General features: G+C 73.6%; 21 protein-coding genes. 11 read left to right on the plus strand and 10 right to left on the minus strand.

The window, feature by feature from the left end; genetic code table 11:
* Positions 1 to 95 precede the first annotated feature (95 nt).
* The gene (locus ACFY9E_RS21125; protein WP_390986635.1) at positions 96 to 995 is read right to left on the minus strand and encodes an oxygenase MpaB family protein; all 900 of its coding nucleotides are present in this window, start codon (positions 993 to 995) and stop codon (positions 96 to 98) included.
* A 99-nt stretch (positions 996 to 1,094) separates the two neighbouring features.
* On the opposite strand from ACFY9E_RS21125, the gene ACFY9E_RS21130 reads away from it, so the two are divergent.
* On the plus strand, positions 1,095 to 1,391 hold the full coding sequence (locus tag ACFY9E_RS21130) for a hypothetical protein (RefSeq protein WP_390986132.1): 297 nt from the start codon (positions 1,095 to 1,097) through the stop codon (positions 1,389 to 1,391).
* Positions 1,392 to 1,525: 134 nt separating this feature from the next.
* Positions 1,526 to 2,386 (plus strand): hypothetical protein, encoded by an 861-nt coding sequence (locus ACFY9E_RS21135; protein ID WP_390986135.1) that lies wholly within the window; start codon positions 1,526 to 1,528, stop codon positions 2,384 to 2,386.
* Positions 2,387 to 2,438: 52 nt separating this feature from the next.
* Here the strand turns inward: ACFY9E_RS21135 and ACFY9E_RS21140 are convergent, their stop codons facing one another.
* Entirely contained in the window at positions 2,439 to 2,621 is a 183-nt protein-coding gene (locus ACFY9E_RS21140) for a hypothetical protein (protein WP_031107015.1), read from the minus strand.
* Between the two features lie 290 nt (positions 2,622 to 2,911).
* Between ACFY9E_RS21140 and ACFY9E_RS21145 the strand changes: the two genes are divergently transcribed.
* Entirely contained in the window at positions 2,912 to 5,704 is a 2,793-nt protein-coding gene (locus ACFY9E_RS21145) for an SNF2-related protein (protein WP_390986138.1), read from the plus strand.
* Positions 5,701 to 6,978, plus strand: a complete 1,278-nt coding sequence (locus tag ACFY9E_RS21150) for an SWF or SNF family helicase (RefSeq protein ID WP_390986141.1) — start codon at positions 5,701 to 5,703, stop codon at positions 6,976 to 6,978. Before ACFY9E_RS21145 ends, ACFY9E_RS21150 begins: the two co-directional genes overlap by 4 nt.
* A gap of 63 nt (positions 6,979 to 7,041) precedes the next feature.
* Here ACFY9E_RS21150 and ACFY9E_RS21155 read toward each other — a convergent pair whose 3' ends face one another.
* Together ACFY9E_RS21155 and xylA are read right to left on the minus strand one after the other, a co-directional pair.
* The gene (locus tag ACFY9E_RS21155; protein WP_390986143.1) at positions 7,042 to 7,380 is read right to left on the minus strand and encodes a hypothetical protein; all 339 of its coding nucleotides are present in this window, start codon (positions 7,378 to 7,380) and stop codon (positions 7,042 to 7,044) included.
* Positions 7,381 to 7,530: 150 nt separating this feature from the next.
* The gene (gene xylA, locus ACFY9E_RS21160) at positions 7,531 to 8,697 is read right to left on the minus strand and encodes a xylose isomerase (protein ID WP_390986146.1); all 1,167 of its coding nucleotides are present in this window, start codon (positions 8,695 to 8,697) and stop codon (positions 7,531 to 7,533) included.
* A 130-nt stretch (positions 8,698 to 8,827) separates the two neighbouring features.
* Between xylA and xylB the strand changes: the two genes are divergently transcribed.
* The 6 genes from xylB to ACFY9E_RS21190 all read left to right on the plus strand — a co-directional run bounded on the left by xylB (position 8,828) and on the right by ACFY9E_RS21190 (position 15,357).
* Positions 8,828 to 10,273 (plus strand): xylulokinase, encoded by a 1,446-nt coding sequence (gene xylB, locus ACFY9E_RS21165; protein WP_390986149.1) that lies wholly within the window; start codon positions 8,828 to 8,830, stop codon positions 10,271 to 10,273.
* Between the two features lie 15 nt (positions 10,274 to 10,288).
* The gene (locus ACFY9E_RS21170) at positions 10,289 to 11,497 is read left to right on the plus strand and encodes an ROK family protein (RefSeq protein ID WP_390986152.1); all 1,209 of its coding nucleotides are present in this window, start codon (positions 10,289 to 10,291) and stop codon (positions 11,495 to 11,497) included.
* 229 nt (positions 11,498 to 11,726) lie between these two features.
* Entirely contained in the window at positions 11,727 to 12,326 is a 600-nt protein-coding gene (locus ACFY9E_RS21175; RefSeq protein WP_390986154.1) for an N-acetylmuramoyl-L-alanine amidase, read from the plus strand.
* A gap of 93 nt (positions 12,327 to 12,419) precedes the next feature.
* Complete coding sequence (locus tag ACFY9E_RS21180; RefSeq protein WP_390986157.1) at positions 12,420 to 12,818, plus strand: luciferase family protein; 399 nt, start codon at positions 12,420 to 12,422, stop codon at positions 12,816 to 12,818.
* Positions 12,819 to 12,821: 3 nt separating this feature from the next.
* Positions 12,822 to 13,994: an NUDIX domain-containing protein gene (locus ACFY9E_RS21185; RefSeq protein WP_390986160.1), complete on the plus strand. Its 1,173-nt coding sequence runs from the start codon at positions 12,822 to 12,824 to the stop codon at positions 13,992 to 13,994.
* A gap of 127 nt (positions 13,995 to 14,121) precedes the next feature.
* A complete protein-coding gene (locus ACFY9E_RS21190; RefSeq protein WP_390986161.1) occupies positions 14,122 to 15,357 on the plus strand; it encodes a phosphodiester glycosidase family protein in 1,236 nt (411 codons plus the stop codon).
* 2 nt (positions 15,358 to 15,359) lie between these two features.
* Here ACFY9E_RS21190 and ACFY9E_RS21195 read toward each other — a convergent pair whose 3' ends face one another.
* The 6 genes from ACFY9E_RS21195 to ACFY9E_RS21220 form a co-directional block, all read right to left on the minus strand.
* Complete coding sequence (locus ACFY9E_RS21195; RefSeq protein ID WP_390986164.1) at positions 15,360 to 15,554, minus strand: hypothetical protein; 195 nt, start codon at positions 15,552 to 15,554, stop codon at positions 15,360 to 15,362.
* Positions 15,555 to 15,673: 119 nt separating this feature from the next.
* The gene (locus ACFY9E_RS21200) at positions 15,674 to 16,537 is read right to left on the minus strand and encodes a phosphatidylinositol-specific phospholipase C/glycerophosphodiester phosphodiesterase family protein (RefSeq protein ID WP_390986166.1); all 864 of its coding nucleotides are present in this window, start codon (positions 16,535 to 16,537) and stop codon (positions 15,674 to 15,676) included.
* Positions 16,538 to 16,801: 264 nt separating this feature from the next.
* Positions 16,802 to 17,875: an acyl-CoA dehydrogenase family protein gene (locus ACFY9E_RS21205; protein ID WP_390986168.1), complete on the minus strand. Its 1,074-nt coding sequence runs from the start codon at positions 17,873 to 17,875 to the stop codon at positions 16,802 to 16,804.
* Entirely contained in the window at positions 17,872 to 19,053 is a 1,182-nt protein-coding gene (locus ACFY9E_RS21210; protein WP_390986171.1) for an acyl-CoA dehydrogenase family protein, read from the minus strand. The genes ACFY9E_RS21205 and ACFY9E_RS21210 overlap by 4 nt, the downstream gene beginning before the upstream one ends.
* On the minus strand, positions 19,050 to 20,015 hold the full coding sequence (locus ACFY9E_RS21215) for a zinc-binding dehydrogenase (RefSeq protein WP_390986174.1): 966 nt from the start codon (positions 20,013 to 20,015) through the stop codon (positions 19,050 to 19,052). The genes ACFY9E_RS21210 and ACFY9E_RS21215 overlap by 4 nt, the downstream gene beginning before the upstream one ends.
* A 169-nt stretch (positions 20,016 to 20,184) precedes the next feature.
* The gene (locus tag ACFY9E_RS21220) at positions 20,185 to 20,757 is read right to left on the minus strand and encodes a cupin domain-containing protein (RefSeq protein ID WP_390986177.1); all 573 of its coding nucleotides are present in this window, start codon (positions 20,755 to 20,757) and stop codon (positions 20,185 to 20,187) included.
* Positions 20,758 to 20,833: 76 nt separating this feature from the next.
* Between ACFY9E_RS21220 and ACFY9E_RS21225 the strand changes: the two genes are divergently transcribed.
* The gene (locus ACFY9E_RS21225; RefSeq protein ID WP_390986180.1) at positions 20,834 to 21,781 is read left to right on the plus strand and encodes an FAD-dependent oxidoreductase; all 948 of its coding nucleotides are present in this window, start codon (positions 20,834 to 20,836) and stop codon (positions 21,779 to 21,781) included.
* The last annotated feature ends 9 nt before the right edge of the window (positions 21,782 to 21,790 follow it).

Consider the following 21,790-nt stretch of genomic DNA (forward strand, 5'->3'; position numbering starts at 1 on the left):
CGCCAGGACCGAGCCGTGCGCGAGGACCGAACACCGTGCGCCAGGACCGAGCCGTGCGCCAGGACCGAGCCGTGCCCGAGGGCCGAGCCGCCGTGTCACCCGGCCTCGGCGTCCGGCGCCGCGTGACGCACGGGGCAGCCCCGGACACCCGGGACGGGGCGGGTGCCCAGGTCGGCGATCCGGTAGCCGTAGGGGTAGCCCTTGATCTCCCGGTTCTGGCGCGCGAAGTGCGGGGCCCGCCGGGGCGGCAGCAGGCGGACGGCACGGCCGCGGAGCCGGACCGCGCGACGCACCCACGCGCGCGTGGCGGCACTCGGCGGGGTGTAGCGGAAGGCGCGCAGCAGCGGGTCGTCGAGCAGCGAGAGGGTCGTGGTGCGCAGCAGGGGGGCGAGGGGGCCGGGGTACCAGGAGGCCATCAGGCCGAGCGTGGCGTCCGAGACGCGCCGGGCGTCCTCGTCCCACGCGAAGTGGGCGGCCTCGTAGGAGTCGAGGCAGTTCTCGAACTCCTCGTAGGTCTCGGGGATGCCCTTGATGCCCATGTGCCGGCCCAGTGTGCGGTGATGGACCACACTGGCGACGGTCTCGTGGCGTGACATCCTGCGCCAGCCGTAGGCGTCGATCCACCGTTTGGGCATCACGACGAACGTGCAGAGCACGTAGCGCATGTCGTCGTCGCTGATGTCGTAGCTGCGGTGCATCTGGTTGATGCGGCGGATCGCGGTCCTGCCCTGGTCACTGCCGAAACCGTGCTCGACGATGGTGTCCAGGAGCAGCGAGGTGTCGTCGTAGCGCTTCTGCGCCCGGTCCGTGAGCTCCGCCGTCCGCGCGAGCAGCCGGCCGATGCTCGGGACGGCGTAGGTGCGGTACAGGGCCAGTTCCAGGGCCCGTGTGAAGTCCCACGGGAACTCGTACGCCACGCTCAGCCGGTAGATCTCCGTGGCCTCCTCGTACGGGTCCATCCGCCGGATCTGTTCGAGGCGTGAGAAGCGCTTCACCGTGCCGTCCCCCTTCTGCCACAGGTTCTCCAACTCTACGTTGGTCACCAGGAGATGAACGACCAGGCAGGACAGGCGCACAGGGGGAAGGTGGTCAGCATGTGGGACAGGTTCCGCAAAGCCGGGGGAAGGGTCGCCGATGTTCTGCGCACGGAGCCGAAGGCCGGTGGGGACAGGCGGCCGCACAATCTTTTCGAGGCCGCGGCGACCTACGTCACGGCGTGCGCGCAGGACGACCAGGAGCGGTCCGACGAGGCGGCCGGCTGGGTGTCGCCGGAGGCGCTGTCGTTCGGTGTGACCGAGCTGGCCTGCCGGGCCGTGATCGCGCTCGCCCGGGAACGCGGCGAGTCGCCGGAGACCGTGGCCCGCGAGTTGCTGGGGCTGCCGGCGGCGTGAGGGGGCGTTCCGCACGGTCGATTCGCCCCGTCCGCCGGAAAACTGCAGCTCCGAGTGCGCGGGCGAGGCCGTGACAAGGGGCTTCCGGGCGCATTAGGGTGCGCGCCGGTGGACGAACCGATGGGGAGGCTGGGATGGCCGGGACGGACGAGGAAGCCGTCGCCGCCGCGGACGATGCGCTCTATGTGCTCACGGCGGTGCTGCTGACGCCGGCGAAGTTCCCGAGTGTGCTCGGCGACGACTACCCCGAAGCATGCGCGGCGCTCGGTCTCGCGCCGCTCGCCGACGGCTACGGATTGGTGCTCGGCCAAGACGGCGAGGGCGCCCGGTGGACGGTGGCCATCGACGACGTCTCCCTGGTGGCCGTAGCGATCGCGTCCTGGGACTGCGGCATGGAGTACGAGCTGTCGCCCGACGAACGCACGGTCGTCGCGGCCCTGCCCGGCTGGCCCCTCGCGGTGGCCGTCGCGGCCCCCGGGGTGCCCGCGCCGCACGATCCGGGCCCGGAGGCCGACGACCGGCCTCCGCTGACTCCTCCGGACGCCACCGTCTGGGGCCCGGCCCAGCGGCGCCTGGGCGCGGACGAGATCGCGCTGCAGTGGGCGGTGTGGCGGGAGCAGGTCGACGACGCGGACTTCCCGGCGCCGGGGTCCTCGGGGACACCGGATGACGGGGACGGGGCGGGCGACGGCCCGGACGAGGGCGGGGAGAGCGGGCAGAAGGGTGGCCACAGCGGCATCCGGCGCGTCCTCGCCGAGGCCCGCGCCTACATCGACTCACCACCGCCGCTGGGCCGGGTCCGGTCCTCCTTCGCGCCGGGAGACGCCCGGACCCTGCGGGCCGACGGTCCGGGCTGGTCGCTCGTCGCCAGGACCGACGACATCGCCTTCGTGCTGCTCGACGAGGAGCCCGGCGAGGTCCTGCCGGTCGGCCGGGGGCCGGAACTGCCCGGTCTCCTCCAAGCGCTCGACAAGATGGCCGTACGGCCGAACTGAGCCGGTCCGGCCGGGCCCTGCGGCGTCGGCCGGGCCGCACCGGATCAGCGCCTCAGCGGCCGAGTTCCTTGCGGGTGGTGCGGCGGAGCCTGCGCCGCTGCGACGGATCCAGCGCGAGGTACGCGGCGGCCGGGACTCCCAGGATGATCAGGAGCGATGCCCACCAGGGCAGCCAGATCAGCAGGATGAGCCCGACCGCCACACCGCCTGCGGCGATCTTGGCGTTGTTCGACATGACTGTCGCCTCCTTCGCGGCCGCTGCCGCTCTCTGTCTCGAAAACGGACCCGCGCTCACGGCGGTTCCGGACCACGACCCTGAGACATCCCTGAGGTGCGACCCCGACGCACCCCTGAGACCTCCATGGTGACCCAGCTCACAGCTCAGCCATACCCGTGCGCACCGGAAGTGCTGTACTCTCGGCGACTCCGCCTCCACTAGTCAAATTTGAGGAATCCGCCATAGCCGAGCATCCGACTCCCCCGGCATCCTCCTCCGACCTCTCCGAACTGACCCTTTGTCGCTCCGTGTTCCTGCCCGGCGACCCCGCGCGCACGGGCAGGATCGCCTTCTGGCGACCCGACGCCGCCTCCCCTCCGGCCGTGGCGTCCGCGCCCGTCACGGACCTGACCGTCGTCGTGCCGCACGGCGGCGGTGTCGAGGAAGCGCACGTGCCCGCCGCCCTGGTGCCGGTGCGCACGGCCCTGCCGGTCCTCACACGCGCGCGTGCCCACGGGCAGGGACACCGGTCCACCGTCTTCTGGGGCGCCGCGGCCCTGCACGCCCTGCACCTCGTGGCGCGCGGACTGCTGCTGCCGGGGCTGTCCCCGGGCGACCACGACGCCTGGCGCACCGGCCCGCTGCGCACCGAGGACATCGAGGCCGTACGGCGCCTCGCCGCCTCGATGCCGCCCGAGGCGCACGCCGTGCCCCTGGAGAGCGACGGGACGCTGCGCCTGCCCGACCCGGAGCGGCTTCTGCGCGCCTTCCTCGACGCGGTCGCCGACACCCTGCCCCGCTCCCCCGCCGCGCCGCTGGTGACGGGCGCCCCCGCCTACGCCTCGCCGGAGCCGGTGCGGATGCCAGAGCAGCGCGCCTGGGCCGCCGATGTCGCCGCGGGCCACGACGCGGGCGTGCGGCTGTCGTTGCGGATCGAGGCGGACGGCCTGGAGGAGACGGCGACCCACGACGCGGACGTGACGTTCCGGGCCGTACTGCAGGTGCACAGCGTGAGCGACCCCGCGCTCGTCGCGGACGCGGCGGATGTCTGGGCCGGCGGCGAGGCCTTCGGCCCCCGCGCGCGGATGGACGCGCTGCTCGCCCTGCGCCGCGCGGCCCGGGCCTGGGCCCCGCTCACGCCGCTGCTGTCGGCGACCGTGCCGGACGCGGCCGAACTCGCCGACGAGGAGGTCACCGAACTTCTCGGCGCGGGCGCCCGAGCCCTGAGCGCGGCCGGGGTCGACGTGCACTGGCCGAAGGGACTGACCCGCGAGTTCACCACGCGCGCGGAGGTGGGCCCTCCCGACGGCGACCCGGAGTCCGGCAAGGGCTTCGCGGCCATGCCGTCGTTCCTGTCCGCCGACGCGCTGCTCGCCTTCACCTGGTCGTTCGCCCTGGGCGACCGGCGGCTGGACCGCGAGGAACTGGACCGCCTGGCCGAGGCCAAGCGTCCGGTGGTGCGGCTGCGCGACCAGTGGGTCCTGATCGACCCCCAGGAGGTGCGCCTGGCCCGCTCCCGGCGCGACCGCAAGGTGACCCCGGTGGATGCCCTGGGCGCGGCCCTGACGGGCTGGGCGGAGGTGGAGGGCCACCGGGTCGAGGTACGGCCCACCGGATGGCTGGCCGCCCTGCGGGAGCGGCTCGCCGACCCCGAGGGGCAGCGGCCGGTGGAACAGCCGGCTGCCCTCGCGGCCACCCTGCGGGACTACCAGCGGCGGGGTCTGAACTGGCTCTCCGGTATGACGTCGCTGGGCCTGGGCTGCTGTCTCGCCGACGACATGGGGCTCGGCAAGACGATCACGCTGATCGCCCTCCACCTGCACCGGCAGACCGAGTCGGAGTCCGCCGGGCCCACCCTGGTGGTCTGCCCGACGTCCCTGATGGGCAACTGGCAGCGGGAGATCGAACGGTTCGCACCCGGCACACCGGTGCGGCGCTTCCACGGCGCACGTCGCGCCCTGGACGGCCTGGCCGACGGCGAGTTCGTGCTCACCACGTACGGCACGATGCGCCTGGACGCACCCCGGCTCGCCGCAGTGCCCTGGGGCATGCTCGTGGCGGACGAGGCCCAGCACGTGAAGAACCCGTACTCCTCGACCGCGCGGGAGCTGCGTTCCATCGGGGCACGCGCGCGTGTGGCGCTCACCGGCACCCCGGTGGAGAACAACCTGTCGGAGCTGTGGGCGATCCTCGACTGGACGACTCCGGGGCTGCTGGGGCGGCTCGGCACCTTCCGCAGGCGGTACGCGGAGGCCGTCGAGGGCGGTCAGGACCCGGCCGCGGCCGACCGTCTGGCCCGGCTCGTACGGCCGTTCCTGCTGCGTCGCCGCAAGTCGGACCCGGGGATCGCGCCCGAGCTCCCGCCGAAGACGGAGACCGATCACGCCGTGTCGCTCACCCAGGAGCAGGCGGCGCTGTACGAAGCCGTGGTGCGCGAGGCGCTCGCGGAGATCTCCGGCGCCGGCAGCATGGCCCGCCGGGGCCTGATCGTGAAGCTGCTGACCGGCCTCAAGCAGATCTGCAACCACCCGGCGCAGTACCTCAAGGAGGAGCGTCCTGTGATCACCGGACGCTCGGGGAAGCTGGAGCTGCTGGACGAACTGCTCGACACGATTCTCGCCGAAGGGGCGGGCGTGCTGGTGTTCACGCAGTACGTGCGGATGGCCCGCCTGCTGGAGCGGCATCTGGCCGCCCGGGGCACGTCCTCGCAGTTCCTGCACGGCGGGACCCCGGTCGCGGAGCGCGAGGCCATGGTGCGGCGCTTCCAGGACGGTGAGGTGCCGGTGTTCCTGCTGTCGTTGAAGGCGGCCGGCACCGGGCTGAACCTCACCCGGGCCGAGCACGTCGTGCACTACGACCGCTGGTGGAACCCGGCGGTGGAGGCGCAGGCGACCGACCGCGCGTACCGCATCGGCCAGACCCGGCCCGTGCAGGTGCACCGGATCATCGCGGAGGGAACCATCGAGGACCGCATCGCCGAACTGCTGCTGCGCAAACGGGAGCTGGCCGATTCGGTCCTCGGCGCCGGCGAGGCGGCGCTCACGGAACTGACGGACGCGGAACTGGCGGATCTGGTCGAACTGCGAGGGGGCCTGCGATGACTCGGCACGAGGGCGACACGGAACGCACCTTCGCCGCACTGCCGCCCGCGCACGGGCGGGGCTTCACGCAGACCTGGTGGGGTCAGGCGTGGCTGACCGCGCTGGAGGGCACGGCTCTGGACTCGGCGCAGCTCAAGACGGGCCGCCGGCTCGCCCGCGCGGGTGCGGTCGGCGCGGTGTCGGTGCGCCCCGGGCGGCTCACGGCCGTCGTCCTGGACCGCGACCGTACGGCGCACCGGGCCGACGTCCTGCTGGAGGAGCTGTCGCCCGAACAGTGGGACCGCTTCCTGGGCATGGCGGCGGAGCGGGCCGGTCACGTGGCGGCGCTGCTGGACCGGGAGATGCCGCCGCACCTCGTCGAGGACGCGGCGGACGCGGGCGTCGAGCTGCTGCCCGGCCTGGGCGATCTGGAACCGGAGTGCGACTGCGGGGCCTGGGACCACTGCGCGCACACGGCGGCGCTCTGCTACCAGGTGGCACGGCTGCTGGACCAGGACCCGTTCGTCCTGCTGCTGATGCGCGGGCGCGCCGAGGCCACCGTGCTGGACGACCTCCAGACGCGCGGCGGCGGTACGTCCGCTCCCGAGCCCTCAGCGCCCTCGGGTGTGGACGCGGTGGAGGCGTACGCGGGCGGAGACATCCTGCCCCCGCTGCCGGCCCTGCCCGAACTCCCGGGCGAGCCGGGCGTGCCGCCGTCCCTGGACACCGAGACGCCACCCGCTCCGGGCGTCGATCCGCACGCGTTGGAGTTCCTGGCCGCGCGGACCGCCGTCCGGGCCCACCGTCTGCTCACGGGAGCGCTCCGGGGCGGCTTCGATGCGGAACCGACGCTGACGCAGGACGCGGCGCGGCTGGCCGCGGGCGATCCCGGCCGGGAAGTGGCGGACCGGCTCGCCGACGGATCAGGCCGCGGCCGGGAGGGGCTGGCGGCGGCGGTACGCGCCTGGCAGCACGGCGAGGCGGCCGCCCTGTCCGTTCTCGACGAGGAGTGGCGCGTGGAGGGCGACGCGCTCGCACGCGCGCGTGCCGCCCTGGAATCGGCCTGGGACACGGACGAACGACCGGAGCTGCGGGCGCACGGCAACCGCTGGACGGTCGTCGGGGCGCCGGTCCAGCTGCGCCTCGGCCGGGACGGCCGGTGGTGGCCCTACCGCAAGGAGCGCGGCCGCTGGTTGCCCGCGGGATGCGCCGCCCAGGATCCGGCGACGGCCCTGGCCGCGGTGGCGGCCGTGGCTCCGTCGGAAGCCGCCCCCGGAGACGAGAACGCCCTGTGAGGGGCCGGCCGGACGCCCCGGACCGGGCCCTCCGTCGGGGCCTCGGCCTTCAGGACGCAGGCGTCACGGCAGGAGATCGCCGGGATCCAGGGACGGGAGGAGCGATTCGACGCCGCTCGGAAGATCGCTGGGCAGACCGCTCGGCAGCCGGGTAGGGAAGCCCGAGGGCAGCCGGGTCGGCAGCTCACTGGGCAGCTTGGTGGGGATGCCGAAGGACGGGGCGGGAGTGCGGCTCGTGCTCTCGCCCGACGGCTCCTCGTCCGGCGAGTCGCCTCTGCCCGAGGCCATGAGCACGACGAGGGACACGGCCACCACGGCCACGATCACGGCGAGCAGCACGAACAGCGGATTGCGGCGCCGGGGAGGTCCGGGCGGGTGCGGCGGTACGGGCGGCAGGGCCATACCGACCAGAGTCGCCGCGCACCGCGCGAGCCGGGAGGGGCGTGCGGAAGCTGATACGGACTCATGGCATGGATCGCATGATTCCGGTGCATGACGGGTCCGTCGGCCGGCCGGAGTGACCGGCCGACGGGCCCGCACGCGCGCGTGGTCTCAGCCACGTGCCCCCAGCAGGTGATCCATCGCCAACTGGTCCAGGTGCTCGAACGCCATGCCGCGCGCGGCGGCCGCCTCCACGTCGAACGCCTCGAACGCCGACTGGTCGGAGAGCAGCGCCTGGAGGCCGTCCGCGGCGGTGGGCCGGGCCAGCTCGTCCAGGCGGGCCGCGCGCAGGGCCTCCTGGACCTCCGGGTCGGCGCGGAAGGCGGCGGCGCGCTCCTTGAGGATGAGGTAGTTGCGCATGCACCCGGCCGCCGAGGCCCACACGCCGTCGAGGTCCTCGGTCCGCGGCGGCTTGAAGTCGAAGTGGCGCGGACCGGCGTAGCCCGCCGACTCCAACAGGTCGACCAGCCAGAACGCGGCACGCAGGTCGCCGGCGCCGAAGCGCAGGTCCTGGTCGTACTTGATGCCGGACTGGCCGTTGAGGTCGATGTGGAAGAGCTTGCCCGCCCACAGCGCCTGTGCGATGCCGTGCGGGAAGTTCAGCCCGGCCATCTGCTCGTGCCCGACCTCGGGGTTCACGCCGTACAGCTCGGGACGCTCCAGGCGCTCGATGAACGCCAGGGCGTGGCCGACGGTCGGCAGCAGGATGTCACCGCGCGGCTCGTTCGGCTTGGGCTCGATCGCGAAGCGCAGGTCGTAGCCCTGGGAGGTGACGTACTCGCCGAGCAGATCGAAGGCCTCCTTCATCCGGTCCAGGGCCGCGCGGACGTCCTTGGCGGCGCCGGACTCGGCACCCTCGCGGCCACCCCAGGCCACGTACACCTCGGCACCGAGTTCGGCGGCGAGGTCGATGTTGCGGATGGTCTTGCGCAGGGCGTAGCGGCGCACGTCGCGGTCGTTGGCGGTGAACGCGCCGTCCTTGAAGACGGGGTGCGTGAAGAGGTTCGTGGTGGCCATCGGGACCTTCATGCCCGTGGCGTCCAGCGCCTGCCGGAAGCGCTTGATGTGCGCCTCACGCTCGGTGTCACCGGAGCCGAAGGGAATCAGGTCGTCGTCGTGGAAGGTCACACCGTGGGCGCCCAGCTCGGCCAGGCTCTGCACCGTCTCGACCGGGTCGAGGGCACGCCGCGTGGCGTCGCCGAAGGGGTCCCGTCCCTGCCAGCCGACGGTCCACAGGCCGAACGTGAACCTGTCCTCGGGGGTGGGCTGGTAGCTCATGCCGCGGCTCCTTGCTCGCTGGGGGTATTTCGTCATGCCGATTTACAAATTAGTATGCGAGCACCTCTCTGGGAAGAGACAAGGTGCCTCCGAACGGAGTCACGTGCCGCGCGCAGTAGGGAGAAGCCCGATGTCAGCAGCCGAGGGTCCGCTCGTCGTCGGTGTGGATTCGTCCACCCAGTCCACCAAGGCGCTGGTCGTCGACGCGTCCACCGGCCGGGTGGTCGCGAGCGGCCAGGCGCCGCACACGGTCTCCTCGGGGGCCGGGCGCGAGACCGACCCGCGCCAGTGGTGGGACGCGCTGTGCGAGGCCCTGCGCCAGTGCGGTGACGCGGCGCACGAGGCCGCCGCTGTGTCGGTCGGCGGGCAGCAGCACGGCCTGGTCACCCTGGACGGCCGGGGTGAGCCGGTGCGGCCCGCCCTGCTGTGGAACGACGTGCGCTCGGCGCCGCAGGCCCGCCGGCTCACGGAGGAACTGGGCGGCGCGAAGTTCTGGGCCGACCGCACCGGAAGCGTGCCCGCCGCCTCGTTCACCGTCACCAAGTGGGCCTGGCTGGCCGAGCACGAGCCGGAGGCGGTGCGTGCCACGAAGGCCGTGCGGCTCCCCCACGACTACCTCACCGAGCGGCTCACCGGGCAGGGCACGACCGACCGCGGCGACGTCTCCGGAACGGGCTGGTGGGCGTCCGGGACACAGGCGTACGACGAGGAGATCCTGGCGCACGTGGGGCTCGACCCGGCCCTGCTGCCCCGTGTGGTCCGGCCCGGCGAGGTGGCGGGCACGGTGCGCGACGGCCATGACCTGCCGTTCTCCCGGGGCACCCTGGTCGCGCCCGGCACGGGGGACAACGCCGCCGCGGCACTGGGCCTCGGGGTCCGGCCGGGCGTGCCGGTGATGAGCCTCGGCACCTCGGGCACGGTGTACGCCGTGTCGCGGCACAGGCCTGCCGACCCGAGCGGCACGGTGGCGGGTTTCGCCGACGCCCGCGGCGACTGGCTGCCGCTGGCCTGCACCCTGAACTGCACGCTCGCCGTCGACCGCGTCGCGGCGCTGCTGGGGCTGGACCGCGAGGCGGTGGAGCCCGGCACGGCCGTGACGCTGCTGCCCTACCTGGACGGTGAACGCACCCCGAACCTGCCGAACGCCTCCGGTCTGCTGCACGGCCTGCGTCACGACACGACCGCCGGCCAGCTGCTCCAGGCCGCCTACGACGGTGCCGTGCACTCCCTGCTCGGGGCACTCGACCTGGTCCTCGACGAGGAAGCGGACCCCTCGGAGCCGCTGCTGCTGATCGGTGGCGGCGCCCGGGGCACCGCCTGGCAGCAGACCGTACGGCGGCTGTCGGGACGTCCCGTGCAGGTGCCCGAGGCCAAGGAGCTGGTCGCGCTCGGCGCCGCCGCGCAGGCGGCGGGCCTGCTGACCGGGGAGGACCCGGCGGCGGTCGCGCGCCGCTGGGACACGGCCGCCGGGCCGGTGCTCGACGCCGTCGAACGGGACCAGGAGACGCTGGCCAGGATCGCCGGGGTACTCTCCGACGCGGCTCCGCTGCTGGAGCGGCCCACCGACACCCACTGAGGACTGGCGTCAGGCATGACCGCACCGCTGCACGAGGCACGCCCCGCCGGTCCGGGACGCGCACTGCCCGACACCCAGCAGGGCATGCGCCGCCGCAATCTCGCCCGCGTCCTGCACGCCGTCCGCGCCGAGGGACCGCTGTCCCGGGCCGCCGTCGCCTCGCGGATCGGCCTGACCCGGGCCGCGGTGTCGACCCTCGTCGACGAACTCATCCGCTCGGGACTGCTGGAGGAACTGGGGCCCGAGCGGCCCGGCCGGGTGGGCCGCCCGGGCTCCGCGCTCGCCGTCAGCGGACGCGGCCCGGCCGGCATCGGCGCTGAGGTCGGCGTCGACCATCTCGCGGTCTGCGCCGTCGACCTGCGCGGCACGACCCGGTCGCGGGCGATACGGCAGGGAGCGAACCGCGGCCGCTCCCCCCAACCCGTGCTCGAGGAACTCACCGAGCTGATCCGGCAGGTCGTCGCCGAGGCCGAGGGCGAAGGCCTGTGGCCGGCCGGACTCGCCGTGGCCGTGCCGGGCCTGGTGGCGCGCGACGCCCGGACCGTCGTGCGCGCCCCGAACCTCGGCTGGCACGACACGGACCTCGGCGAGCTGCTGCCGGCGGGCCTCCCGCTGACCGTGGACAACGAGGCCAACTTCGGCGCCCTCGCCGAGCTCTGGCTGGGGGACGGCACGCCCCGCGACTTCCTGCACGTCTCGGCGGAGATCGGGATCGGCGCGGCGGTCGTGGTGGACGGCGGTCTGCTGCGCGGAACCCGCGGTTTCGCGGGCGAGTTGGGGCACATGCCGGTCCAGCCGGACGGGCCGGAGTGCGCCTGCGGAGGGCGAGGCTGCCTGGAGCAGTACGCCGGGGAGGAGGCCGTGCTGCGCGCGGCCGGTCTGGAACCCGGCGGGGACCGGGTCGGGTTGCTCGCGGGACGTGCGGCGGACGGCGACGAGGACGTACGCCGCGCCCTGTGCGACGCGGGGACCGCGCTCGGCGTGGCCCTGACCGGGGCGGTCAACCTGCTCGACCCGCAGAGCGTGGTCCTGGGCGGGGAACTGTCCGGGCTGGCGCCCTGGCTGCTGCCCTCCCTGCGGGAGGAGCTGTCCCGTCGTACGGCGGGTCCGGCCTGCCCCGTGTCCGTGTCCGGGCTGGGCCCTCAGGGGCCGCTGCTGGGGGCCGCGCACTCGGTGGTGCGGGCGGTGCTGGACGACCCGGCGGCCGTCGCCGGGCAGGCCTGAAACAGGCCCCCGAAAACAGTCACCAGCGGCTCGCCGATGCCCCGAATCACCCGCCCGGGTGAGGGAGTTGTCCACATCCACGGGCTCGTCCACCGCATCGCATCGTCTCCCCGCGACCGGCCGCCGGGAGCCGTAACTTGATCACCGCGGGCCGCGACCACAACGGCCGCCGCTCGCCGCAGTCGATCAAGGAAAACCCTCCCGTCGAGCCCTGAAGAGGCACACGCTCATGGCACGGATCTCCTCCTTCCCCGGCAGGCGCGGCATCCTCGCAGGCGCCGCCCTCACCGCCGTCCCGTCCGTCCTGCTCACCGGCGCCCGGGCCGGCGCCCGGCCGCAAGCCGTCGATCATCCCGGAGCGGCATGGCACCCGGCGAGCCGCGGCAACTACACGCCGTCGAACCGCCCGCGCGCCCATCCGCTGCACTACGTGATCATCCACGTGGCGCAGACGACGTACTCCGGCACCCTGTCCGTCTTCCGCAACCCCGAGAAGAACGTGTCCGCGCACTACGTGGTGCGCTCGTCCGACGGGCGCGTGGCGCAGTGCGTGCGCGAGTCCGACATCGCGTGGCACGCGGGGAACTGGGACTACAACACCCGCAGTATCGGCATCGAGCACGAAGGCTGGGTGGACCGGCCCGGCTGCTTCACCGACGCCATGTACGAGCGGTCGGCCCGGCTCACCGCGGCGATCTGCGCGAGGTACGGCATCGCGAGGAACCGCGCGCACATCATCGGCCATCACGAGGTACCCGGCAGCGACCACACCGACCCGGGCCGGCACTGGGACTGGAAGCGCTACCTCAGACTCGTCAAGTCCGCCTGAAACGCCGGTCGTAGCCCCGCGGTCCACCTCACGTCCCGGTTACAAATCGTTCAACCTCTGGTTGCGGACCGGTGAGCAGGCGACGATGGGGCCATGACTCTGGCCCAGCGCGCCATGGAGCGCCTGCAGGCCTGGCCCGACCTGATGGCGGGCCCGGCGGGTTGCGGTACCGGAAGGGCGCTCCGTTCCGTCCGTGACGAGATCGTCCACTTCCACTCCTCACGGGACGTGGACCTCCATCTCACTCGCCGGGCCATCCAGCGCTTCCACTACGATCTCGCCGGTTCGAGCGCGATCCACCTGCTGCCCGGATCGTGCTGGGTGACGGTCCACCTCGACTGCGAGGCGGACATCGACCTGCTGCTGAGTCTGGTGAGCATCGCGCTCAAGGCCCACCAGACCCCGCCCGCCGACGACGCGGAGCGGCGGCGCACGGGGTGCAACTTCCGCCGGGTCACGGTGCTGCCGCGTGACGCCGTGGCGGGTGGCTGAGCCTTGGCTGACGAACCGGAGGCGGTCGACGCCGAGGGGCGGGACACGTACGGAGCACACCATCCGGAACGGGGCACGGTGTCGCCCGAAGCGGCAGACATCGGCTGGGGGTTCGAGGGCGGCGGGCCGGGGAGCGAGGTGCTCGGGGACCTGACGGGCCGGCGGGTGCTGGACCTCGGGTGCGGTCCGGCCCGGCACGCCGCCCATCTGGTCCGGGCCCACGGAGCGCTGGTGGACGCCGTAGACGCCTCGGCCGGGCAGTACGAGCGGGCCCGGGCCCGCTACGGCTCGCTGCCCGGGCTGCGGCTGGTCCTGGGCGACGCGGTGGAACACCTGCGCAGGGCGGAGCCGTACGACGTCGTCTATTCCGTCGACGCCGTCCCGTACATCGATCCGCATCGGCTGCTGCCGGCTCTGGCCGGGGCACTGCGGCCGGGTGGCCGGCTCTGTTTCCGGGTGCCGCACACCGACAGTCGTGGTGACGGACCGTCGGACCGGGTCGCCGCCCGGCCGGCGGTCCTGCGGCCGTCGGGTGGCGGAGAGGTCACCGTCCCCCTCTGGGTGCTCGCCCCGGAACTCTGGACGGAGCTGCTCACCGAGTACGGGCTGCGCGTGGAGGGGATCGACGTCCTCGACGCGCCGCAGGACGGCAACAGGACGTCGTACCGGCTCTTCCGGGTGACACGGCCGGTCCGGGTCTCCTCCCGGCCTCGTGTCGACAGGCCACCGCCGCCGCACGCCGCGCTCGGGGTGGGCGCCGTCCTGTACGGGCCACGCGGGCTGCTGCTGGGCCGGCACCGGCGCGGGACGTGGGAGCTGCCCGGCGGGACGGTGGAGCCCGGGGAGTCGCTGCGGGAGGCGGTCGTGCGTGAACTCGGCGAGGAGACCGGGCTCACGGCCGGGCCCGAGGACGTCCGGCTGCTCGGGACGCTCCTGGACGACGCGGGCGGTGTCGTCCGCATGACCGTGGCGGCCCGGGTCACCGCCTGGCGGGGCGAGCCGTCGGACCAGCCCGGGGAGAGCGTCGGCCGCTGGCGCTGGTTCGGCCTGGACCGGCTGCCGGAGCAGTTGTTCGTGTGCAGTGCGCAGGCTCTCACCGCGTGGCGGCCCGGTCTGCCGATCGACCACGCGCCCGCGTCTTTCACCCCGTACGACACCGGAACGGGTGACAGCTGAAGCACCCGGAGGGGTGCGTTTTTTCAGCCGTTCCCGCGTGGTCGGCGCTCAGCCACCCTGCCGGGCCCCGTGGTCTGGTGCACTGCCCCTGAGCATCCGCACGGTTGACGAGGCATCAGGGGGCACGGTGACAGGTCGGCACAGGCGCGCGCGAGCAGGCAGAGCGGTACTGGCGTTTGTCACGGCGTTCGGCGCGCTGACCGGCGCGGCGCTGGCCGGGGCGGCTCCGGCCGGCGCCGTCCAGAAGGGCGGGCGGGTCGCGCCGGGCGTGACGTACGAGGAGTTCGACATCGAGGCGGCCAAGGGGGTGACGCACGCGCATGTGCTGAAGGTCGACCTGAGCAACCCTCAGGTGCGGGTCGACCTGCTGTACCCGGGGGCGGTGGCCTCGCGCGCCCAGGTCTCGGCGATGGCGAACACCCAAGGGGCGGTCGCCGGTGTCAACGGCGACTTCTTCAACATCAGCGAGACACAGCATCCGGGCGTCGAGGCGACCGGGGCGAGTGTGGGACCGGCGATCGCCGCCGGGCGGACGCTCAAAGCGGCCGTGCCGAACGGCCAGCGTTTCGGGCCGGCCCTGCCCCCGGGCACCAGCACCCAGGACGTGTTCGGCGTGGACGGTGACGGCCGGGCACGGCTGGACCGGCTGGCGCTCGCCGGTGCGGTCCGTACGTCCGAGACCGAGCTGCCTCTCGGCGGGCTCAACCAGTACGCGCTCCCTGTGGGGTCGGTCGGGGCGTTCACCTCGGAGTGGGGCAGTGCCTCCCGGGTCCGCGCGACGTGCGGCACGGACACGGACCGCGCCGCCCCGTGCAGCACGGACGTCCACGAGGTGACGGTCCGCGACGGCGAGGTCGTGTCGGCCGCCGACACCCCGGGCAGCGGCCCCATCGCCGCGGGGACCACCGTGCTGGTCGGCCGGGAGGCGGGCGCCCGGCAACTGCGCAAGTTCTCCACCGGTGAGACGGTCGAGATCGAGCACGGCCTCGTGGCGGCCACGGACGGCGCCGCGTACCGGCTCGCCCTCGGCGGCTACCCGGTCCTCACGGACGGGCAGCCGGTTCCGGGGCTCGACAGCACGACGTCGGCCGTCCGTACGGCCGTGGGGATCGCCGACGGCGGGCGGCACGTGCTGCTGCTCGCGCTGGACGGTGCCGCCGCCTACCGCAGCGGTCTGACGATCGCCGAAGTCGCCGCCGCCATGAGGGACCTGGGCGCCGAGGACGCCTTCAGCCTGGACGGCGGCGGGTCGTCGACCCTGGTCGCCCGGAAGCCGGGCGCGAGCGAGGTCTCGGTGCGCAATCACCCCAGCGGCGGCGCCGAACGCCCCGTCCCCAACGGCATCGGCGTGTTCTCCGGGTGACGTCAGGGCCGCAGACCGCTGACGATGTCCGCCGTCGCCGTGACGCCGCTGTGGATGGTGGGGGCGATGCTGGTGCTGGCCAGGTAGAAGCCGAGCAGCAGGCAGACCAGCGCATGGGAGACCTTCAGCCCGCCGTTGCGCAGGAAGATCACCGCCAGGATCACGAGCAGCAGCACCACAGAGATGGAAATGGCCATCGTCAACTCCTCCGCCACGCCGCCATGTCCGGTTCACGGCGTTCGGCCGCAAGTGTGGCGTAGCGAAGGGTTCGTCCGGGCGGCTGACCTGTCCGCCGAACGTGTGGTGTTCTGCCGCCTCAGGCCGCCCGGCGGGCGTCGAGGAACGCCTCCAGCCCGGCGAGGTCGTCGGTGTTGAGGTGGTCGACGCCGGCGGCGCGCAGTTCGCCCCACAGCGCGTCGCGGGCGGGTCCGGCCAGGTCCGGGGTCGCCCAGAACCGCACCTTCTGCCCGCGCTTGTGGGCGGTCCTCACGATGCCCCGCAGCTTGTGCCGCTCGGCGTCGGGGAACGGGCCCACGCCCCGCCAGGTGAAGTTGAGCGTCCAGTTGTCGCTGATCAGCGGGATGAAGGAGGCCGGCGCCTGGCTGCCGAGGTCGGCGAGGCGGCCGTCATAGAAGGCGCGCCGGACGGTCTGGGCCTCCATGGGCGCGCGGGCGGCGCGATCGCCCGAGATCACGACGGTGACCGGACCTCGGTGGACGCGGCCGTGGGCGTACGTGGTGAACAGGTGCCGGTGGCGCCGCAGGTGACGGTCGAGTGCGAGGTACGTCGTCGCGCCCTCGGTCTTGATGTCGACGAGCAGTTGGAGCGAGCCGCGGTACCCCCGGTACACCGAGCCGTGGTGGGCCCGGACGCGGGCGGCGAGCGGGGCGAGGTACAGGGACTCGAGGGTGCGGGCCGGGTCGAGGTCCTGCGGGTCGTGGGCGACGAGGAGCTGGTCGCCGACGAGGTGGATGTCGGCCTCGACGCTGCCGAAGCGGTGGTCGAGAGCGTCGAACAGAGGACGCGGGTGCTCGTAGTCGTTGTGGGCGTGGGCGCGCCACAAGGGGCGGGGCCGGTGCGTGCGTTCGCCGGCCGGCGCGGATGCGGCCGGGAGGGCGATCGAGCCCGCGAGGGCTGCGCCGAGGGTGGTGAGGGCTCGGCGACGGGTGGTGTGGGCCATGCTCTGCCTCCCTGGAGGTGCCGTACGGGAACCCTGTGAGTATGGGGTCCAGGTCGGCTCAAGGAGCAGGCCCGTGCGCGGAGTTGGCTGGACGGCCGCTACGCGTTCACTTCACCGGGCCGGGGCGCGGCAAGGGGCGCACGAAAAGGCCCGCCCCTGACGGGACGGGCTTTTCCGGGCTGCTCCGGGCGTTGCGGGTGCTCCGGGGGCGTTGCGGGTGTTCCGGACGTTCCGGGAGGTCGCCCGGTGTCGGACGGATGGACGTCAGGGAGCCCGCAGGTCGACCAGGCCGGCCAGGGCCTCCCGGTGGGCACCGGCGGTGCCGTAGGCGATCGAGTCGGCCTTCGCGCGCTTGAGGTACAGGTGCGCGGGGTGCTCCCACGTCATGCCGATGCCGCCGTGCAGTTGCAGGGCCTCCTCGGCGGCGTGCACCGCCACGGGCGCCGCGTAGGCCTGGGCGACGGAGACGGCCACGTCGACGTCCTCGCCGGTGGTCAGGGCGTCGGCGGCGTTGCGGGCGGCCGCGCGGGTGCTGACGACCTCCAGCCACAGCTGGGCCAACCGGTGCTTGAGTGCCTGGAAGCCGCCGACGGGCCGGTTGAACTGCTTGCGTTCCTTCAGGTAGCGGACGGTCTCGGTCAGCGTCCACTCGGCCAGCCCGCACTGCTCCGAGGCGAGCAGCCCGGCCCCGGCGCGCAGGGCGCGGCGCACGGCGGGTTCCGCGTCGCCCAGGAGCCGGCCCGGCGCCCCGTCGAGGCTGACGGTCGCGAGCGGCCGGGTCAGGTCCAGGGAGGTCAGGGGGGTGACGGTCGCGGCCGAGGCGTCGACCGCGTACAGGCCGCCGTCGTCGGCGGGCACGAGGAGGACGTCCGCCACGACCGCGTCGGCGATGCCGGTCAGTTCCCCGTGCAGGGCGCCGTCGTCGTGCCGGACGGTCCGGTAGGCGGCGCCCGGTGCGACGTCGAGGGCGACCGCGAGGGCACCGATCGTCGTCCCGGTCGCGAGGTCGCGGAGCAGGTCCTCGGTGCCGCAGGCCAGCAGGGCCTCGGTGGCGACGACCGCGCTCGTCAGATACGGCACGGGTGCGACCGCGCGGCCCAGTTCCTCCAGCACCACGGCGACTTCGCGGTGGGTGGCGCCCTGGCCGTCGAGTTCCTCGGGCACCAGCAGGCCGGCGAGGCCCATGCCGTCGGTCAGGGCCTTCCACAGGACCCGGTGGTGCGGGGTGTCCGACTCGGTGCGGGCGATGACGCCGGGGGCGTCGCAGTGGTCGGTGAGCAGGTCGCGGACGGCGGCGCGCAGCGCCTCTTCCTCTTCCGAGTACAACAGGTCGCTCATCGGGCGAGGTCCTTCCAGGCGACGTCCTTGTCGGTGCGCGGCTCGGCGGGCAGGCCGAGGACGCGCTCGGCGACGATGTTCAGCAGGACCTCGCTGGTCCCGCCCTCGATGCTGTTGCCCTTGGAGCGCAGGTAGCGGTACCCGGCGTCGCGGCCGGTGAAGTCGACCAGCTCCGGGCGCCGCATGGTCCAGTCGTCGTACAGCAGGCCCTCCTCGCCGAGGAGTTCCACCTCCAGGCCGCTGATCTCCTGGTTCAGGCGGGCGAAGGCCAGCTTCATGCCGGCGCCCTCGGGGCCGGGCTGGCCCACGACGAGCTGCTGGCGCAGCCGCTCCGCGGTGAGGCGGGAGACCTCGGCCTCCACCCAGAGCTTCAGCAGGCGCTGGTGCAGGTCGTGCGTGCGCAGCTCGGGCCGCTCGCGCCAGGTCTTCGAGATCGGGCCGATCATGCCGCCCTCGCGGGGCAGTCGCATGCCCCCGATGGCGACACGCTCGTTGTTCAGCGTGGTCTGGGCGACCTTCCAGCCGTCGCCGACCGCACCGAGGCGCCGCGCGTCCGGGATGCGGACGTCGGTGAGGAACACCTCGTTGAACTCGGCCTCGCCGGTGATCTGCCGCAGCGGCCGCACCTCGACACCCGGGTCGGTCATGTCGCAGACGAAGTACGTGATGCCCCGGTGCTTGGGCACCTCCGGGTCGGTGCGGGCGATGAGGATCGCCCAGCGGGCCACATGGGCGCTGGACGTCCACACCTTCTGCCCGTTGACCACCCAGCCGTCGCCCTCTCGGACCGCCCGCGTGCCCAGCGCGGCCAGGTCGGACCCGGCTCCGGGTTCGCTGAACAGCTGGCACCAGACCTCCTCCCCCGTCCACAGGGGCCTGAGGTACCGCCGCTTCTGCTCGTCGGTGCCGAAGCCCAGGATGGTCGGAGCGGCCATGCCGAGGCCGATGCCGATGCGCCGCGGGTCGTTGTCGGGCGCCCCGGCGGCCTCCAGTTCGGCGTCCACGACGGCTTGGAGGGACCGGGGAGCGCCGAGCCCGCCGAGGCCCTCCGGGTAGTGCACCCAGGCCAGTCCGGCGTCGAAGCGGGCCCGGAGGAAGTCCAGCCGGTCGGTGGAGGCCGGCGGGTGGGCGGCCAGCAACTCCCGGGTGCGGCGGCGCAGTTCCTCGGTGTCGGTCATGCTGTCTCCTCCATGACGACCGCGACCCGGCCGGTGGTCAGACCGTCCGCCACCTTCTGCACGGCGCTCGCCGCCGAGCCGAGCGGCACCCGCTCGCTCACCAGCGGCTTGATCGCACCCCGGGCGGCCAGCTCGGTGAGCTGCTCGTGGCAGTGCTGGACCAGTTTGGGGTTCTTGGTGTTGTACAGGCCCCAGTGCAGGCCGAGGATCGAGTAGTTCTTCACCAGGGCGTGGTTCAGGCCCGGGCTGGGGATCGTGCCGCTGGCGAAGCCGACGACGACGATCCGCCCCTCGAAGGCGACCGCCTTGGCGGACTGCGTGTAGGCCTCGCCGCCGACCGGGTCGTAGATCACGTCGGCGCCCCGGCCGCCGGTGGCCTCCTTGACGGCGGCGACGACGTCCTCGGAGCGCCGGTCGATCACGACGTCGCAGCCGAGCTCGCGGGCGACGACCGCCTTCCCGGAGCCGCCGACGACACCGATGACGGTGGCGCCGGCGGCCTTCCCGAGCTGCACGGCCGCGCTGCCGACCCCTCCAGCGGCAGCGTGGACGAGCAGGGTCTCGCCGGCCTCCAGACCGGCCCGGCGGTGCAGACCGAACCAGCCCGTCTGGTAGCCGATGTGCAGGGCCGCGGCCTCGGCGTCGTCGAGGGCGTCGGGCGCGGGCAGGAGCGCGGCGGCGTCCGCGACGGCGTACTCGGCGAAGCCGCCGTGCGGCAGCGCCGGGTTGGCGATCACCCGGCGGCCGTCCTCGGTCTCGCCGCAGATCTCCACGCCCGGGGTGAACGGCAGCGGCGGCCTGACCTGGTACTGGCCGCGGCACAGCAAGGCGTCCGGGAAGTTGATGTTGGCCGCCCGTACCTTCAGCAGGACCTGGCCGTCACCGGGCGTGGGGGGCTCCACGTCCTCGAGCCGCATCACCTCGCCCGGCTCACCGTTCTCGTGCACTTGCCATGCCTGCATGCGGGGCCTCCACGGGGGACTGCTTCGTCTGACCGGGGTCGGTTCGCATACTAAGCGGTCGCTTGCCCATCAGGGAACAGTCTCCGGTCAATCTCCCGCGCAGAGGTTTCCCGTCCGTCACAGCCGTCCGTCACAGCCGTCCGCCACGGCCCTCTGTCACGGCCCTCTGTCACGCGCCCTTCGGCCGGGCCCGCACATGCATCCGCTCGCCCTGCGGCCCGAACAGGCTGAGGAACTCCACGGGCCCCTCCCCCGTCGACCCGAACCAGTGCGGCACCCGGGTGTCGAACTCGGCGGCCTCCCCCGCCGTGAGCACCACGTCGTGCTCGCCCAGCACCAGGCGCAGCTTCCCGGCCAGCACGTACAGCCACTCGTAACCCTCGTGCGTCCGCGGTTCCGGTTCTTGTCTGCGCCGCGGTTCCAGGACCTTGTAGGCCTGAAGGCCGCCGGGCTGGCGGGTGAGCGGCCAGTGGGTGCGGCCGCCCATCACGATCGGCTTGGAGCGCACGCGCGGATCACCGGTCGGCGGGGCGCCGACCAGCTCGTCCAGGGCCACCTGATGGGCGCGCGCGATCGGCAGCAGCAGTTCCAGACTGGGTTTGCGCAGGCCGGACTCCAGCCGCGAGAGGGTGCTGACGGAGATGCCGGTGGTCTCGGACAGTGCCGCCAGGGTCACCTCCCGTTCCTTCCGCATCTGCCGCAGCCGGGGGCCCACGCCCGCGAGTACCTCGTCCGTCGTCATGGACGTATTGCAGATTCGGCAAAGCCGTTTGTCAATCCCGCAGCGCCGGGAGACGCTCGGCAGCGGAGGTGGTCACATGACCGAGAAGTACGCGGTGGTCGTCATCGGCGGGGGCGCGGCGGGCCTGTCCGCGGCGCTGGTGCTGGGGCGGGCCAGGCACCACACGCTGGTGGTCGACGCGGGCGAACCGCGCAACGCGCCGGCCGCTCACATGCAGGGCTATCTGTCCCGGGACGGCATGCCGCCCGCCGAGTTCCTGGCCATCGGCCGGGAGGAGATCGCGCGCTACGGCGTGGAACTCGTGCGGGACCGCGTCGTGGAGGTGGACAAGGGCGAGGACTTCACCGTGGTGCTGGCCGGCGGCCGGACCGTGCGGGCCCGGCGGCTGATCGTGGCCACGGGGCTGAAGGACGAGCTGCCCGCGGTTCCCGGGGTCGCCGAGCGGTTCGGCCGGGACGTGCTGCACTGCCCGTTCTGCCACGGCTGGGAGGTGCGCGACCAGGCCTTCGGGGTGCTGGCGTCGAGCCCGGCGAGCGTGCACCAGGCGCTGATGGTGTCCCAGTGGTCGAAGGACGTGCGGCTCTTCCTGCACACGGTCGCCGAGGAGGAGCTGTCCGACGAGGATCTGCGCCGGCTCGCCGCGGCCGGGGTGGAGGTGGTGCCCGGGGAGGTCGCGGAGCTGGTGGTCGAGGACGACCGGCTCACCGGCGTCCGGCTCGCCGGGGGTACCCCCTCCGGGGGAGGTACGACCCACGCCCGCTCGGTGCTGTTCGTCGCCCCGCGGGCCGTTCCGCAGACCGGCCTGCTGGAGCGGCTGGGTGCCGAGCTGCACGAGACGCCGTTCGGCGCGTATCCGGTGGTCGACGCGACCGGTCTGACGACGGTGCCGGGCGTGTGGGCCGCGGGCAACGCGATCGGCTTCGCCGAACAGGTCGTGCACGCGGCGAGCGGCGGGTACCGGGCGGCGTCCGCGATCGTCGGGGATCTGCTGATGACCGACCTCGACGCGGCCGCCCAGGTGTAGAGGCATCGC

It is taken from the genome of Streptomyces sp. NPDC012466 (assembly GCF_042955215.1).
In the GTDB taxonomy this organism is placed as follows: domain Bacteria; phylum Actinomycetota; class Actinomycetes; order Streptomycetales; family Streptomycetaceae; genus Streptomyces.